The organism is Vibrio sp. DW001 (assembly GCF_029016285.1).
Lineage (GTDB): Bacteria > Pseudomonadota > Gammaproteobacteria > Enterobacterales > Vibrionaceae > Vibrio.
The window spans coordinates 702248-719657 of record NZ_CP091976.1; the positions used below are offsets into that span (position 1 = coordinate 702248).

General features: G+C 41.7%; 14 protein-coding genes. 6 read left to right on the top strand and 8 right to left on the bottom strand.

Going from position 1 to position 17410, the window contains the following annotated elements; genetic code table 11:
• Nucleotides 1-205: 205 nt before the first annotated feature.
• Nucleotides 206-868 (bottom strand): response regulator transcription factor, encoded by a 663-nt coding sequence (locus L3V77_RS20535; RefSeq protein WP_275138097.1) that lies wholly within the window; start codon nucleotides 866-868, stop codon nucleotides 206-208.
• 314 nt (nucleotides 869-1182) lie between these two features.
• On the opposite strand from L3V77_RS20535, the gene L3V77_RS20540 reads away from it, so the two are divergent.
• The 6 genes from L3V77_RS20540 to L3V77_RS20565 all read left to right on the top strand — a co-directional run bounded on the left by L3V77_RS20540 (nucleotide 1183) and on the right by L3V77_RS20565 (nucleotide 7038).
• Nucleotides 1183-1668 (top strand): hypothetical protein, encoded by a 486-nt coding sequence (locus L3V77_RS20540; protein WP_275138098.1) that lies wholly within the window; start codon nucleotides 1183-1185, stop codon nucleotides 1666-1668.
• 87 nt (nucleotides 1669-1755) lie between these two features.
• A complete protein-coding gene (locus tag L3V77_RS20545; RefSeq protein ID WP_275138099.1) occupies nucleotides 1756-2247 on the top strand; it encodes a hypothetical protein in 492 nt (163 codons plus the stop codon).
• 66 nt (nucleotides 2248-2313) lie between these two features.
• Nucleotides 2314-3024, top strand: a complete 711-nt coding sequence (locus L3V77_RS20550; RefSeq protein WP_275138100.1) for a molecular chaperone — start codon at nucleotides 2314-2316, stop codon at nucleotides 3022-3024.
• Nucleotides 3025-3114: 90 nt separating this feature from the next.
• Nucleotides 3115-3693: a fimbria/pilus periplasmic chaperone gene (locus L3V77_RS20555; protein ID WP_275138101.1), complete on the top strand. Its 579-nt coding sequence runs from the start codon at nucleotides 3115-3117 to the stop codon at nucleotides 3691-3693.
• 113 nt (nucleotides 3694-3806) lie between these two features.
• The gene (locus L3V77_RS20560; RefSeq protein WP_275138218.1) at nucleotides 3807-6161 is read left to right on the top strand and encodes a fimbria/pilus outer membrane usher protein; all 2355 of its coding nucleotides are present in this window, start codon (nucleotides 3807-3809) and stop codon (nucleotides 6159-6161) included.
• On the top strand, nucleotides 6151-7038 hold the full coding sequence (locus tag L3V77_RS20565; RefSeq protein ID WP_275138102.1) for a hypothetical protein: 888 nt from the start codon (nucleotides 6151-6153) through the stop codon (nucleotides 7036-7038). Before L3V77_RS20560 ends, L3V77_RS20565 begins: the two co-directional genes overlap by 11 nt.
• A gap of 51 nt (nucleotides 7039-7089) precedes the next feature.
• On the opposite strand, the gene L3V77_RS20570 is transcribed toward L3V77_RS20565, so the two are convergent.
• The 7 genes from L3V77_RS20570 to L3V77_RS20600 all read right to left on the bottom strand — a co-directional run bounded on the left by L3V77_RS20570 (nucleotide 7090) and on the right by L3V77_RS20600 (nucleotide 17351).
• Entirely contained in the window at nucleotides 7090-7872 is a 783-nt protein-coding gene (locus tag L3V77_RS20570) for a RecX family transcriptional regulator (RefSeq protein WP_275138219.1), read from the bottom strand.
• 195 nt (nucleotides 7873-8067) lie between these two features.
• Nucleotides 8068-9339: a HAMP domain-containing sensor histidine kinase gene (locus L3V77_RS20575; RefSeq protein ID WP_275138103.1), complete on the bottom strand. Its 1272-nt coding sequence runs from the start codon at nucleotides 9337-9339 to the stop codon at nucleotides 8068-8070.
• 53 nt (nucleotides 9340-9392) lie between these two features.
• Nucleotides 9393-10067, bottom strand: a complete 675-nt coding sequence (locus tag L3V77_RS20580) for a response regulator transcription factor (RefSeq protein WP_195705848.1) — start codon at nucleotides 10065-10067, stop codon at nucleotides 9393-9395.
• Nucleotides 10061-13210, bottom strand: a complete 3150-nt coding sequence (locus L3V77_RS20585) for an efflux RND transporter permease subunit (protein ID WP_275138104.1) — start codon at nucleotides 13208-13210, stop codon at nucleotides 10061-10063. The genes L3V77_RS20580 and L3V77_RS20585 overlap by 7 nt, the downstream gene beginning before the upstream one ends.
• Before the next feature lie 5 nt (nucleotides 13211-13215).
• A complete protein-coding gene (locus tag L3V77_RS20590) occupies nucleotides 13216-14427 on the bottom strand; it encodes an efflux RND transporter periplasmic adaptor subunit (RefSeq protein WP_275138105.1) in 1212 nt (403 codons plus the stop codon).
• Nucleotides 14424-15791 (bottom strand): TolC family protein, encoded by a 1368-nt coding sequence (locus L3V77_RS20595; RefSeq protein WP_275138106.1) that lies wholly within the window; start codon nucleotides 15789-15791, stop codon nucleotides 14424-14426. Before L3V77_RS20595 ends, L3V77_RS20590 begins: the two co-directional genes overlap by 4 nt.
• Before the next feature lie 108 nt (nucleotides 15792-15899).
• Nucleotides 15900-17351 (bottom strand): NAD-dependent succinate-semialdehyde dehydrogenase, encoded by a 1452-nt coding sequence (locus L3V77_RS20600; protein ID WP_275138107.1) that lies wholly within the window; start codon nucleotides 17349-17351, stop codon nucleotides 15900-15902.
• Between the last annotated feature and the right edge of the window lie 59 nt (nucleotides 17352-17410).

Here is a 17410-nt window from a genome sequence, read left to right on the forward strand (position 1 = left end):
ACAAAAACAAACAAGGACTAACAACGCAATAGGCGAGATCAATATAACGATGAATCATGTTGGATTGTATGGATAAAGCAGCTGTATTTTATCTTAAAGCATTATGTCTACACATTATTGTGGGCAAACCTGAAGTAATAGAGGAGATTCAAAATCGAGTTGGAAACTTTAATATTGGAGGTTATCCTAATTATTGAATATTAGATTAATAAAGGCTATTACAACGATTAACTAATGTAATCGCTTCTTTGCGACATTTAATATTAAGTTTTTTATAAATTTTATAGATATGAGTTTTAACTGTGCATTCCGCCACATAAAGTTGATCGGCAATTTGCAAATTGGTTTGTCCTCGCACCAACATATCTAAAATTTCTTTTTCTCGTTTTGTTAAATCATCAGCATAAGTGGGGGAGGAAATAGACAACATTTTGAACTGAAGCAACATCTTAGACATTAGCTGACGAGGTAACCAAAGTTCCCCATCGATTACGTCAACAACACAACGCACCAAATGCTCTATCGGGGCATCTTCATACAGAATACCTCTTAGACTGTTCCAAGACATCAACTCTGTTTCATTTTTCAGGTCTGTAGGTACGTCGTATATGACCACACTGAGTCCCGGTGTACTTGATGACATAAACTCACTATAAGCACTATCACTGATTGAATGATAGCCGATTAATACAACGTCGATTTTGTTAGAGGTAAACGAATTTACAACTGAGTTATGTGAAAACTGTGTAACTTGGATATTGGTAGCACTCTCTAATTCTTTCTTGATTAAACTTGACTGAATATTCCTTCGACCAAAAAACAATATATTTTTTTTTGGATGAAGAGCATATGAGTTTGTTTTGTTCATATTATACCTTTAAACCAGCAACATAAGTTTTTCTTTTTCGCGTACTAATAAACTATAAATCCTTCAGGGAAAATATAGCATGCATTAGTACTCTCATCTGTTTCTAAAATGATACTTGAAATACAATATTTTTATTTAGATATAAGATATTGAAATTAAATGATATTTTTATCAGCCTACAACTTTAATTTCATAATTCCTTCATACCTTACTACTACTTTCAAATTTTCATCAAACTAACTTAATACCTTCGGTTTTCTGTTCGCCACTACACTTACTTTCAAACAATGAAGCAACTTAGGAGAGAGAAGGTTATGAAGACAACTTATCTTTCGTTCTTGATGATGTTACCTGTTATGGGTTTCGCAGAATCAGATGGAGACCTCTCTCTTAGCGTATTCGGACACATAAAAAGTCATTGCGAGATCAATTTTAATCGCGGTGACAAATTGGATTTCTCAAATGACATTCAGAAAAGCGTTTTATTTGAAATTCAGTGCAATCAGCCCATGGGTATGTCGCTATATTCACAAAACGGCGGCTTGAGCTTGCAACAGAGTAAAACCCCTGTGGTTGTGCAGTACCAGTTAAATATTGACGTGGCTTCGATAGGCATTAACAGAACATTGCAAAGTAAAGACCTATCGTCACCAAAGTTAATTGAAAGTTCCAGTGTCATTCCATTTACAACGGAAGGAGTGATGAGAGTGACACTAGAAGAAAGTCTGCACTATGCAGGGCTTTACGAAGATATTATTGAGATAGATGTATACCCATCTATCCATGGTGTTGACCCGTAATCGACTTGCAACAGGCAGAATATGGAAGACCTCAGACTACAGTCAGTGGTAACAGCTAATCATCAAAAATTGATAAAGGATATTTCAATGAAAAAACTAACTCTATGTGCAATTTCAGTTTCGGCTCTTTTTGCAGTTAATGCGAACGCGGGTGATGTTCAATTGGTCGGTTTTGTAGCTCCGGTGTGTGAAGTTACCGGTATGAATTCTCAACTGGTCGACTTCGGTATGGTTGATGCCGGATTCCAAACTATTAATGTTCCTTTGGGGATCCAATGTAATGATGCCGATGGTGCAACAGTAACTCTAATCAGTGCTGAAGGTGGATTAGAATCAGATGATCAAGAAGACTTTGCATTAACTTATGACGCCGTATTTACACCTTCTGGTTTAGCGCCTCTAACGCTTAACGCTCCTGGCGGCCCTGGTTTAAATGATGTGTCTGCAAGTCAATCTTATGGTGGTTCTGGTACTCTTGCCACTGGTGTTCCTGCAACGTTGCAAGTAGACACGACAGAACTTGCCACCTTCTCAGGCGGTTATTCTGATACGCTGACCATACAAATAACGCAAAACTAGTTCTATACTTACCTTACTTTCCAATGGGAGGCTATGCCTCCCATTTAATACAAGGAGTGTATTAGGATGACAATAACAAGGCTGTTTTTGGTTAGTTTTCTATTTCTAGTGAGTCAATCTGCATTGGCCTATAAGGTTCAACCGATGTTGGCCGAAATCGCGCCAATCGGGAAAGGATCACAGATGACCATGCGAATTGACAATACCGGTGAATCCCCCCTAACGATTGAATTAGTCCCGCTCTCATTCACTATGGATGAATATGGCAAAGAAACCACCGAATCTGCCGAGGATGACTTGCTCGTCATTCCTTCCAGCGCTATCGTTGCACCGGGACGTTCTCAAGCAGTCATCGTACGATATTTAGGCAATCCATCAATCACGACTTCAAAACCATATCGAATTTCAGTCCGTCAGGTAAAAGTGTCACGTTCTGGTCAAGAACAAGCCTCTTTGGGCCTTTTGTTGCAATTTGATACCCTGCTCAATGTCAGACCAAAAAATACCAACCCAAATCTAAGCGTAAATAGTGTGACAAAAAAAGAAGATAACTGGTTAGTGTCGGTAGAGAATTCAGGCAATAGTTATGGTCGTATCACCCGATCAAATTGGACCATTTCAGATAAAAGTCATTCATTATTCGTCAAGAATTCTGAGATCGGTGAATTAATTGGTGGATCATTAGTACTGCCTAACTCAAAACGTATTTTTACTATGAAAGCGCTTGATGGATTTGATATCAAAACAGTCGATATCAAACTAGAAAATGCGAATTAAGCCATGTGGAAGCGCGCTTTCTGGCTGTTGCTAATATCAACAATTAGTCCGAGTGTAATCGCCATTATTATTACACCCACCGTTCTCGACATGGAAATTCAAAGTGGACGAATGGCACAGGTTGTTGTGACGAATAACTCGACGCAGCAGATACCACTTGAAATCAGTGTTAAGAAACTAGAGTTCTTATCAAATGGTGAATTTGTAACCCACGACAACAATGAGGATAACCTCGTTATTTTCCCCCCTGCAGCCATGGTGAAACCGGGAAAATCACAGGTTTTTCGTTTGCAGTGGATAGGCAGCAAAGAGTTGCCGCAATCCGAGAGTTATTTTGTCCGCTTTAGCCAGCCTCCTCTCGCTTCTGCCAACACAGACGCATCAGGCATTTCAGTGCAAATGCACTACAACGCTTTGATACATGTTTTTTCTCAAAATCAGGCCGCTGAGATTACTTTGGTCGTTGATGAAGACGGTACAGCCGTCATTACAAACTCAGGCGATCGGTTCTCATATTTAAGTCTCATTCGTTTCGAAGGGCTGCAGAGAAAAAGTGCAGATGCCATTGACCGTGTTTTAGGTGAACGATTCATCGCCCCATCCACTTCCTTTGAGTTTTCATTACAAACACAAGTGAAGCCAGGGGAATATTATGGACAGATGCAGTGAATTACCTGTTAACAAGGATCATCTTCGTTTTCTCTGTCGTACTACTTTCTTCGTTCGTTAGTGCGCAGGAAAACCAAGCAAAACTCAATCCAACAGGAAGAGATATAGAACTTATGTCACTTCTAAGAGTTAGTGATAGCGTCATCGGTGAAGCGCAGCTCATCATCACCGCTGATGATGAGATATTACTGCCTAAAAACGATACTCTGCTTATATTAAAAGGTCTTATTTCAGAAGAAACCACCAACCAACTATCTGATCTAAGCCAAAATGATAAGCTATCTCAAAAAGATTTTAGAAGCGTAGGACTCGACCTAACATTTGATTTTTCAACGCTAGAAAGTGTCATATCTATACCTACAGAAATGCTGCAAACACAGCAATTGTCTTTTGAAGGTGCAGGTGACTATGGTAACTATTTGGAACCTTCATTGGCCAGTGGTTATCTCAATGTCACTCTTTCTGGCTCGCAGGTGGTTCAAAAAGATGATCAGTCGACGAGTGAAACCAGTTTTACAAGTAGTTTTGACTCAGCATTCAATATAGGCAGGGCTAACCTAGAGTACGAATCAGAATATGTCAGTTCCGATATCGCTGAATCATATTATCTTAGAGAAGGCACCCGATTCAATATGGACTTCCCTTCTCAGGGGACACGTTTTGTTTTGGGCGATATGTATAATTCTGGCGCGGCTTTTCAGGACGGCGTTGACCTTTTGGGTGTCGGTCTGACAAGAGATTTCACTCTTATTCCAACAAGAAATGTTCGGCCAAGAGCAACACAGAGCTTCACGTTACAACGTACGTCAAATGTAGACGTAGTGCTTGATGGTATCGTCGTACAGCGGCTGACCTTGAATGCCGGGAGCTATAATCTAAATGATATTCCCCTCGCTCAAGGTAACAATGATGTCGAATTAATTATTACTGACTCAAGCGGTCAGGAAGAACGACTTCAGTTTTCTGTTGCTACCGGTAATGACCTTCTTGATAGCGGCGAATTCGAATACAGCATCGCCTATGGTTTACCCAGTGAGATAAACGGTGACGAAATAGATTACTTTACAGACCAACAACTATTTCATGGTTACATAGAAGCAGGCGTGACACCTTGGTTAACTCTGGGTATTAATGGGCAAGCTCGTGAAGATTTATATCAATACGGCGGCTCGATTCTGTTTGCTACTGAACTTGGAACCACAGAGCTATGGGCGTCAAGTAGCCATCATTCAGATATTGGAGGAGGGGAAGCTTTTCGCTTCGCATTCGACGCAAGTTTTGACAGTGATAACGAATATAATCCCGACTTCAGTCTTATTTATGATTATCAGACTGAAAATTTCTCTGGTGTTAGGGACTTCGATTCGTTGACGACACCATTAAATACTGTTGAACATTATGTCTCTCTTTTCAGCTCGATGGATATCAGCTTCCGGATGCGGGCAGCGTTGTCCCTATCTTATAGCTCCGGCTCTGAAGAGAGCGACAATTATGCCGTTGTCGGTCCGAGCTTTTCCGGTCCTCTTTTCGCGACACCCGCATCATGGAGCACCCGATTTAACTATCAAATGAACGAATATGAAGACGATGAGTTCTACACTACTCTTACGTTGAGTTGGCCACTTAGTAAAGCAACCAGAGTGGTTGCCCGTTACCAGAGCGATACTGATTATGCGGCTGTGGAAGCAAGTTACCGAGAAGGCATAGGTAATACTGGTGGTATATCTGCATATGCCTCAGTGGGAAGAGAACGAGATACAGATGCAGATATCGATGCAGGGGTAGATTATACCGCCAATCGAATGTCGGTAAGCGCTAGCCATAACACTCGCTATGACGACACAGATCTTGAGACCCAGACGCACAATAGCCAAATAGAATTATCAAGTGCGATCGCCTTTTCTGGTACCTCTGTGGCTATTGGACGTCAAGTCGGTGAGGCCTTTGCTGTTGTGACTAAACATCCAAGTTTAGCAGAAAACAATGTCGCAATAGACCCAATAAGAAACACAGAATATGCGAGGGTAATCAGTCGTTCTACCAATAATGTACTTATACCTGATCTGGTTGCGTATAACCCTCAGTTGATCGGATTTGATGTAGAAGATCTACCGCCAGGCTATGACCTAGGCGACGGTGCGTTCTCTCTATACCCTGGGTATAAACGCGGATACAAACTACAAGTCGGTTCAGACTCAGTGTTAACCGTGATGGGTAACGTCATTGAAAAGAAAACAGGTAAGCCGATTTCTCTGATTGTTGGAGAAGCAATATATCTTGGTAAAACTGACGGTAAAAACGAACCAGTCGAGTTTTTTACCAATAGAAAAGGTCGATTCGCCATTTCCGGATTACGTCCGGGAAAGTACCGATTGGATCTTTTTCTAAAGGACACGAAGTCGATTGAAATTACTTTACCTAAAGAAAGCGATGTATTGATACGCTTGGGAGACTTATATGTGGAATAATAATAGCCAACGATGGTTCTTAGCTTTACTGCTATTGACTGTAAATACCTACGCTTACGGAGATTGTAATGCGAGATTAATAAGCATCGAGCCTCAGTTTTCTCTGTCCAGATATGACGTATTCTCTGTCAGTGATACGCCTTTAGTTCAAAATTATATAGTACGAGCAGATATTGAAGGTCAGGACTGCACTGCAATTGTTGAACTCGATATCGGTGGAAATTCTAACCATTTGCAGAGCCCCAACTTTGAGATCTTAAAATTTGAATGGCATGCAGAGCGTGGATTTGAAAAAAACGGATTATGGTACATCCCGTTAACTGAAAACAATGCCACGGGTAAAATTCAGTTACGATTCCCAGGTAAGCAATGGGTGAGCGCTGGGGTTTATCAAAACAAGTTAGAAGCTTCGGTCATTGAAAATGGCAGTAACTTACTAAGCTATACTGGCAAAAAATTCTATTTGGATATTAACGCTGAAGTGCTGCCGACTTCTAAGGTTCAGTTTTACGGGCTTTCTCAACGACATTATGACCTCGATTTTGGAGAACTAGAGACGGGTAAGAGTATACGCTCCTCCCCAAGACTCTGGATTCAGAGTACCGGTGGATATTATATCTCCATTGAATCAGACTATGATGGAAACTTACGTCATGACTCACTTAATCCTAAATGGGATATCGAATATAGAATGTCGATAGCGGATAAAAATATTGATATGCATAAGACAGGCCGTCAGTGGCGTAGTGGTGACTCAACGTCTGGTTCGTCTTTACCAATAAACTTCGTGGTGGGTGAAACCAAAGAAAGAAGAGGCGGAGAATACCGTGACAACATTCATATATCGATTGAACCTGATTTGTCACAGATGCCGTGAAGTAACATAAACTATTTTTCGAGTATAGGCAGCTGATTAAATCGCAATATGTTAATCATCATTACTGCCTTTATGATTTTCCATCTCACTAAAAGCAAACTGTATTTGCTCTGATGAAAATCCTTTGCGACTCAGCATGGCGTAGGCTTTACCACGCTCTTTGTGGCTACTTAAATCGTCGTATTTTTTTTCTAGCTGTGTTAAGCACAATGAGAAAAAATCCACATCCTCTGAATTAACCAATCTTTCGAGAATTACATCAAAATCGGTAATATCGATTTTTCGTTGACGTAGCTCCTGTCGAATAACGGTCGCCCCTTTACCTTTTCGTGCATATTTCAATATTTCTTTTTCAATATCCGCTTTAGACGCTTTGATTTCGAGGTTCGATTTTAGTTGTGAAAATGATGCGTGCTGACTGATCGCTTCATTAACCTGTGAATAACTAAAGCCTCTCTTTTTTAACGCCCCTTGAAGCCGCTCTTTACTTAGCGTAAATTCATGATAATAGTTGTTTACATACTCATTAAGCATGGACTGCTCACAGATCTCCCTATCGGCTTTAACTTTTTCAATAGCGTCTCGAATCTGATCATCTAAGATCCCTTTTTTCTTGAGTTTCTCTTGTATATAACCACTGCCATAGTCACTCATAAAAGACCGTTCCGTGAACTGCTCCGCGAATGCTTTATTGGATTTCAGATAGCCGAATCCACGAAGCTTATCGAGAGTCTCAGAGATCCAAACTTCGTTATCGGTCTTGATGCGTAACTTCGTTAGCAACTCGCTTTCTGTCATATCGCGTTGCCCTAAATGCCACATAGCCGAATTCATCACGCTTTCAATACGAGTCGCTTTTTTAACTCGTTTCTGGTCAGTGTCCAAATCATCCCTCATCAGTGTTTGGTGCTTCATTGATACAATAAATCGTGTTATAAATTAGCAAGTATTCACATCATTCTAGATTGGAGACTGCGCTTCATTATATTTTTACAGTCTCTAACTCATCAGTAAATGATGACTTATTAATCAACAAGGTTGCAATTCTATTTGTGCTTTATAGGTAGCAGAATCAAAACTATCTGTATAATGCCAACCGTATCTATCAGCCAGTTTTTTAGTCAATCTCAAGCCTAATCCAAAGCCTAAGTCCGTTGACTCAGCGGCTTTCTGGACGCTGCTATTGACTACAGATATAGAACCTCCTGTTTGAATTACGGTAATATTACCCACCATGGTATGCTGAAAAGCATTACGGATCAGATTAGCCAGAACAATTCTACATGGTATTTCCGCAATACAAAGTATGTGATCAGACGTTGTCACTTTCAGCTCCACGGGCTTATTTTTTAAAAGATAAGTCAGCTCTACAATAAGCTCTTCTATCATGTATTTCAGATTAACCTTGTCACTCTGAGGTAAATTCAGATCATCTCGGCTTAACCACAGCAGCGTTTCAGTGAGGTTTGTCATGGTTCGGCCTGCACGGTCTATTCTTTCAACGACCGCTAATTGCTTCGGCGTTCCCTGTTCTTTTTCATACAACTTATTCAACAATTCCGTATTGGTTCTAATCACAGAAATAGGGGTTCTTAATTCGTGGCTGGCATGGGTTAAAAACTGTCGCTCTCTTTCGAGGCTTTCCTGAACCGAACTAAGACTGGTCTTTATGATATCTGCAAGCGTATTTAGTTCACCGTATTGAAAATCAGGGACTGGTTGTTTTAATTTCTCCTCATCAATAGACTTCGCCCAGTTTTTTAACGATTCAACAGGGCTTGCTACCTTACTAATAAGAACAAACAATACCAATGAAAAAACGATGATAGCGCCTACCGCAACAATAATAACCCAGATAAAATGGGGAAATAACTTTGCCTCACCTACCCTCTTAAACGACTCCCTTAAAAGTAAAGTCTTTGAGACATAACGAACTTCTCCCTGCTTATTGATTCCTTTCATTATGAGGTTTACTTCTTCTGGTGGTGAGAATATTCCTCCGCCGTAGGTTTGTTTATCTAATTTAAATGCTTCTGTCGGTGGACGATTTTTAAATGACACCTTCACGTTATCTGGCATATCTTCCCAACGACTTGAGACATGATACCCCCAGACACTAAGAGATCGACCTTCTTCAATACCTTTGGCATGAACAAAATCACGCATCGTTTGTTCTTGTCCTCTATCCAACCCCTGCTCAAAATAACTGAGTGTTAAAATGGAAAAAAAAATGGCCATTGCCGAAGCAAGTAAAATCATGCTGACAATAAATCGGATCTTAAGGCTTGGTCTTATCTTCATTTCACTCTCAATATTGTCTCGTTTTCTTTCTCTTGCCAATCATCGGTATATCGCTATTTTTCAGTCTCTTCGATGGAGAAACCAAATCCCGGAATAGTATGAATTAACGTGTTGTCTCCAGCAGAGTTCAACTGTTTTCTTAAGTTGAATATATGAACTTTAAGGCTATTACTTTCCGGTTGTTCATCTCCCCAAATTACTTGGGTGATTGTTGTTCTAGACACCGGATTAGGACTATTTCGTAGCAGCAACTCCAATATTTTTATCGCTGTAGGTGATAGTTTTAATTCGCGCCCTTCTCTGTATACCGTCTTCTTTTCTACATCAAGCTTAATACCTGCGACGGACAACAGCGTCGCCTGCCCACTGCGTCTTCTCGCCAATGTTCGTGCTCGAACAATGAGCTCCTCCATTGCAAAAGGTTTAATCAAATAATCATCCGTACCTTTAGCAAACCCAGCTAATTTATCATCTAAGCTATCCATCGCAGTCAGCATCAGAACTGGTGTATCGATCCCTTTCGAACGCATTGATTCACATACCGCCAACCCATGCATTAACGGTAGGTTCAAGTCGAGAATAATCGCATGATAATCGTTCCTCTCGATTAAGTTCAGTCCAATCACGCCATTTGCAGCGTGGTCACACTGAATACCTTCGAGTTCAAGGTAATCAATCACTGCGGTCGCAAGATCAATATCATCTTCGACTAAGAGTAAATTTAACACTCGCTAATTACCTTCTTAGAATAAAAAATCTTATTTCTTAAATTACCACACACGGTACTTATTTCATGATTAATCAGCAATAGCGAAGGAATAAGCACCAGAGTAATCAACGTCGCAAAAATAATCCCATAGCCAAGAGCCGCAGCGGCTGGGATCAAGAATTGTGCTTGTACGGATGTTTCACCAAGTAGCGGGGCTAACCCTGCAAAAGTGGTAAACGAGGTAAGCAACACCGCTCTTAATCGACCAGTACAGGCCTCAAATATCGCCTCTTTTACCGCCATATTCTTCTTTCTTACCAAGGTATTAAATCGAGAAACCAATAGAAGACTATCATTCACTACGACACCACTTAGTGCCAGAACACCGTTTAAAGATAGAATACTAATGGTCAAGTCGTTCACAACATGCCCTAGAATCGCGCCAACAATACCGAAAGGGATAGCCATCATAATAAGAATCGGTTGAACATAAGATCTTAATGGAATAGCAAGCAATGCATATATTGCAATTAATGCCATTACAAACACACTACTCATGGAACTAGTCGTCTCTTCCTGATGTTCTGCCTCACCAGAAAAATCAATCGTTAGTCCTGAATACTGTGCCAATAAATCAGGCATTACCTCTGTCTTTATTTTCTGCACTAATTCATTAGACGCGATAATATTTTTGTCGACACTTGCCGTAATGTATACCGCCCTTAGATTATCAATTCGAGTAATCTCTGATTGTTGATATTCAGTGTAAACTTTCGCAACCGTACTTAATGGAACAACGCTACCATCACTTGTTCGAATATGCGCTTCCATGATATCAGCCAACGTCTGTCTTTGATCCTCTGGGTAGCGAACCTTTACCTTAACTTCATCGCTGTCCCGCTGGAATTTCTGAACGGTTGAACCACCGAACGAACGCAATATTTGCGATGCTAGATCGGATGTTTCTAACCCTAATGAACGCCCCTGCTCTGTAAGCTCAAATCGATATTGAGGCTCTCCTGGGCTCATATTGTCATCAATTCCACTCACGCCATCAATGCTTTGAAGTTTCGCCTTTAGCTCCGCTCCTGCGGCAAAAATAGTATCGGTATTCCACGATTTAAGTTCAACTTTGAAGTTATCTCCCATCGACTTTTTAGCTTCAATACTAAGCTTTTTCACCCCTTCCGGAATACCGCTTAATCTTTTCCATTCCTTAAGCAATTCGTTTGACTGATAAACACTATTGCTGTCAATTTCTACGGTAACGGTACCATTGTCGTCACTCTCAGCGATGACTTGTAGGTTGAGGATCTCACTCTCTTGCTCACCATATTTGGCAACAAGGCTTGCATCTGCTGCTATAACGGCGCTTTCAAGCTGTAATAAACTCGCCTCTGTTTGACCAAAGCTCGCATCGTCATACATGGATATCTCGCCGCGCACAGTATCACCAACGATATCTGGGAAGAATGAAACACGGACCTTACCAGTGAGTGGCATACCGACGACCAAAACAAAAAGAGACAAGAACAGAACCAATACGGCGTAACGATATTCCAGAGCAACACCAATCGCTCTTCTGTAAATTTTACTACTAAACCATTGAAGCCCTGCATCCGCGCCCTGTTGAACTCTTGACCAGATACCTTTACCCGCTGCACGATGTGTATTTAGATGCGCTAGATGTGAAGGTAATATCAGCTTTGACTCGACCACAGAAAGCAACAAACAAATCATCACAACCGTACCAAATTGGGCATAAATTTCACCCATATGCCCTTCCACATTCGCAATAGCAACGAACGCAGCAACGGTCGTTAGGACACCAAAAATGGTCGGTACTGCCACTTTTAACGTTCCTCTAACCGTACTTTCTACGCTATCTCCTTCTTCACACCGGGTGGTATAAATACTCTCCCCCACCACAACGGCATCGTCGACGACAATGCCTAATGCCATGATGAAGCCGAATGTGGTCATTTCGTTGATAGTTAAACCAGTAAATCTATCTGTCATAAAATATAGCGTGCCAAAAAATACAAACGGCAAACCTGCCGCCACCCAAAAAGCGACGCTTAGGTTTAAGAAAACGGCCAATATAATGAAAACCAGAGCAATACCCGAAAGGGCGTTTTTTACCAACAGGCTAAGACGATCTTTGATAACGGTGCTTGAGTCATACCAAGTAGTCAGTTGCACATCCTGTGGAAGATAGTTCGACGCATGCCATTTATCGACAACCTGATTGGCCTGATCGACGATCTTAGTAATATCACCATACTCATCCATAACGATCTCTATCGCCATGCCACTTTGTTGGTTATAGCGAGACAACGTATAGGTATCATCTTCAAACGTTTCTTGAACGTTAGCAATATCGCCTAAATAGACATGGGTTCCGTCAGATAAGGTAAGTAGACGAATATTGGCAAATTCTTGCTGCTCATAAGCCTGTTCAGATACTTTTAGCCTGACCACTTTTTCGTTATTCCGAAGACTGGTTGTTATCGCGCTCGAAGACTCTGCGTTAATCGCATCAGATATATCCGATAACGTGAGTCCATACGCCTGTAACTTGGCCTCGTCCAATTCGACCGCAATCATGGGATCGGCCGTGGCTTTAATTTCTAGATCACGAATAGCCGGTTGGATTAACAAATCTGATTTTAACTTCTCTGCTAGATCTTGAAATGTGGCTCTATCGGCATCACCATAAAGTTGAACCCAAATGGCATGATCCTGCCTAGTGGCTTTTTCAATAACTGGATTATCTGCATCAGATGGGAAATCATTTATCGCATCTACGTTAGTTTTGATATCTGTGAATAGAGTATCCAATGGGTAATCGTTCATTTTCTCGACGACGACTTGACTACCACTTGCGTCCGACGTTGACGTTATAACATCAATACCCGCTACGCTTTCCAACGCTTCCTCAATTTTTATTGCGATTCCTTCCTCAGCCTGATCAGGATTACCACTATCGTAATTAACGGATATTGTTACTCGATCTGGGGCTAAGCTAGGAAAGGCTTCCTTCCGAAGCTCACTTAATGACAGTATACCCATCACTATGGTTGCAATAAGAAGTAAATTTGCCGCTACTGAATTACGGGCGAACCAACCAATAATGCCTTCACTATACGTTGAATTTTGCATTTCGATTATCCTTCAACCTTAGGTGTCACAAGCATGCCGACTACGTAATTACTAAGCGGTCTTTTTATGATCTTAACGGCGGTCAGATTTTCTATCGGAGATACATAAACAGAACCAGATTTTTCAAATACCTTATTCGCAGGTACTTTATTTAGCTGATTATTCTCGGTCAAATACCAGAGGTCACCTTGTTGTGAGATAGCTGATGCCGGTAACTCCCACGTATTATCTAGTACAGCGCCTTCTATATAAGCCTGTACAAAGGTGCCTGGGAAAAGACCAATATCTTGTTCGAATGGCTTATCAACCGCAATAATTAGTGATCGCTGACGAGAAGTCGCATCCACATGCTGCTCTACTCGAGTAACATAACCCTGCCAGCTATTTTCACCATCTGCGCTATACAGAGTAACCAGCCATGGCGGCTGATCTTGATTTGATAGATCCTTATTCGTCAGTTTTGGTAGCGTTTGCCACTGCTTCATCGACAATGGGATGTCAATTTCGACCCTATCTGTGCTGTATAACTCAGCAACCGAAGTCCCTACTTGCGCATAACTTCCCGGCTGAATGTAACGTTCAACTATCAAAGCATTAAATGGGGCTCTTATTATTGTTTTTTCTAGATCTTGCTGAGCTTTTCTAAGGCTAATTTTGGCATTTTCTACTACCGCTTGTTGCGCTGCTAGCTGAGGTTTTCGCAATACCAAAGGGGAATTAGGTTCTCCTGTCATACCAGAACGTTTCCACTCTAAACGCGCTTGCTCTCCGGTTCTTTGTTCTTCAAGAAGATCCAATTCAGCTTGTGCCAGGTTAGAATTTGCCGCCGCTACCGCTTGCAAGTAAGAGGTATTTTCCAATGTCGCCAGGACTTCTCCTTGCTTAACCAACTGACCAGTTGCAAATTTAGGCATCAGACTTTCAACTCTGCCACTCACTTCCGAACTGTATGTAATTGCATAATGAGCGGAAGCTTCACCATAGCCCTTCACCAACGCTTTATATGTATCTGCCTTAACCTCAAGTACCACAACACTGGGTGCATTCGCGGTTAAAAGTTCGGCTTTTACCTTACTAGGTACATGGACAGAAGCTTGTCCATTTTGAGAAGGTTTTTCGTCTTTAGTTGACATTTGAGAACCATTATACGCAACAGCACTGGCTAGGCATGCAACGGAAATTAGCGTGACAAGGATTGGTAATGATTTTCGTTTCATGAGGATACTCCTAAGCCTAACGCTAGGCCTAAATCAATTCGGTTTACTAAACGGTTATAAATGACTTGTGTCAGCTTTACTTTTACATCGAAGCCATTGGTTTGAACTGAAATCAAATCCGTAATATCGACTAAGCCTTCTCTATATTTCTCCTGATAATTAGCAAAGCTGCGCTTTGCACTGTCAAGCGCATCTTCTAAATGTCGCTGTTGCTCGGCTAATGATTTTTCCTGACCAAGAGCATTCTCTACTTCGTTGACCGCATTCAGTAACGTTTCTTGGTAAGTCCAATACGCGTTCTCGGCTGTCATTTCAGATATCTCTGCTTGTGATTGCAAATAACCACCATCAAAAATCGGTGCAGACAACTGACCGAGCAGGCTCCATAGCGGGCTTGTTAGAAGGGCCGATGTCGGAGAGGAAGCCGCATCGGAAAGCGCAACAGATAAGCTAATAGAAGGAAGAAGCGCCTTATAGGCCGCATTGGTTCGAAATTCTTCAGCTTCTAGATCATAAAAAGCACTTTGAAGATCGGGTCTCCGCGAGAGATCCTGCTCAGGAAATGAGATAAGTGGTGTTATCACGGCGGGAAACTCAGAACTCACATCAAAACCTTGATCTCCACCCAACTGCCCTAGCAATAAGGAAAGGCTTCTCTGATTTTGAGCAAGCTCTTCTGTGTATTCGACCAGAGTTGAACGTGTTGAAGCACTATCCGTTCTAGCGGTATCTAAATCTTCCAAATCCCCTAAACCAGATCGATATTTTTCTAAAATGATACTTTCGTTATTTTCCGTTACCCGCAGCCGCTGGATTTCTATATCAACCAACTGTTTTTGCAGGCTTATTTGCAGCCATGTTCGCATAATGTTGGCCGCTAATGTGTCAGTCGCACTTTGATAAGTGGCTATACTACTGGCAATATCTTTATCCGCAGCACTGGTGGTGTTGCCAATCTGATCCCATAAGTCCAATTCCCAACTTACAGTGAGATCGGCACTATATTGAGCATCAGAATCTTCTACTTTGTTCGCGTCATACCCTGCGGTTAATGAAGGAATTCGTTCACTATTTGTTGCATCACGTTGTGCATAAACAATTTTCAGAGCCATTAAGGTTTGTTGCAAACTTGGGTTATTTTCCATGGCTTGTTTGATAAGAATGTCGAGCTCTGGAATATTCATTAGTTCGGTAAGTTGAATAACCTCTGTCGCTTCCGGTTGTTCAGCATTCCATACTAGTTGTTGCTTAAGGGATTGTTTCGCAAGTTCTTGGAAATCTTTGTCTGACGATGAACTACAGCCTACCAAGCCGACAATAATCATAGCGAGTAAGCTGCAATTCATTTTTCGATAAGACATCATCTTCTGTCTCCTATTCTAATTGACGCAAGAATAGAAGACTTGTGGTTAAGAGGGGGTTAAGACTCGTGGGCTCAAAACCACAATGATGTGAAGGCGACTCAATTTACGCTATTTTAAGCCACCCATGAGTATATACTTCGCCTCTAAATAATCATCCATACCCATATACGAACCTTCGCGTCCTAGGCCCGATTCTTTCACTCCACCAAATGGGGCAAGCGTAGTCGAAATCAAACCTTCATTTACACCGACAATACCCGTTTCCAGTTCCTCTGCAGCTTTCCATGCTCGTGCTAAAGACTGAGTATATATATACGAAGCTAAACCAAACTCCGTATCGTTTGCACGTGCCAATACTTCATCATCATCACTAAAACTGAACAGCGCGGCCATTGGCCCGAAAGTCTCTTCTGTTGCCACCAACATATCATCTGTCACACCCGTGATAACATGTGGTGTAACCAAGCGACTTCCTGGCTCTGGTAATGTACCGTAAAGCACATTTGCTCCTTTATCACAGGCGTCTTGAATGTGTTGAGATACCTTAGCTACAGCCGCATCGTTGATAAGTGGTCCAATATTTACACCCTCACTAAACCCATCACCTACCTTCAGTTCGGCGGCTTTTTTGGCCAATTTTTTAGCAAATTCGTCATATACATTTTCATGAATAAACAGACGGTTCGCACAGACACAAGTTTGACCTGCATTCCTGAATTTAGCGATCATTGCGCCTTCTACAGCGGCATCGATATCGGCGTCTTCAAAAACGATAAACGGCGCATTCCCACCCAACTCCAATGAGAGTTTCTTAATGGTTGAGGACGACTGTTCCATCAAAATCTTGCCGACATTCGTCGATCCAGTAAACGAAATTTTACGAACGATCTTACTCTTAGTTAGTTCACCACCAATCGCAATGGCATCGCCAGTAATAACACTAAACAACCCTTTGGGAATACCGGCTCTTTGCGCCAATTCAGCAAGCGCCAACGCGGTAAATGGCGTATCGGGTGCAGGCTTAAGAATAACCGGACAACCAGCGGCAAACGCGGGGCCACATTTACGAGTGATCATCGCGGCAGGAAAATTCCAAGGTGTGATCGCGGCAACCACACCAATAGGTTCCTTAGTTACCAGTATGCGGGCATCCTGCTTGTGGCTTGGTATTATATCCCCGTATGCACGACGCGCTTCTTCTGCAAACCATTCAATAAAGCTTGCTGCGTAGGTCACTTCACCCTTCGCTTCTGCCCATGGCTTGCCTTGCTCTGTCGTCATTATAGTCGCCAAATCATCGACGTTTTCCATCATGAGTTCATACCAACGACGAAGTACTTTAGAGCGATGTTCAGACGTCTCTTTTTTCCATAGTTTAAAGGCAACCTGTGCATCTTCAATCGCTTGGGCGGTCTCTTTTGCCCCCATATTTGGCACCGAGCCAATCACTTCATCGGTAGAAGGATTGGTAATGTCTGTCGTTGTGCCGTCGAACGCATCCGCCCACTCACCTGAAACGTAGGCTTGTTGTATAAACAGGCTGTTATCAATTAATTTCATCTTCTACTTCCTTTTAGATAGCTCAACTCTTCTATCTGATTGATAGGGTTAATGTTTGA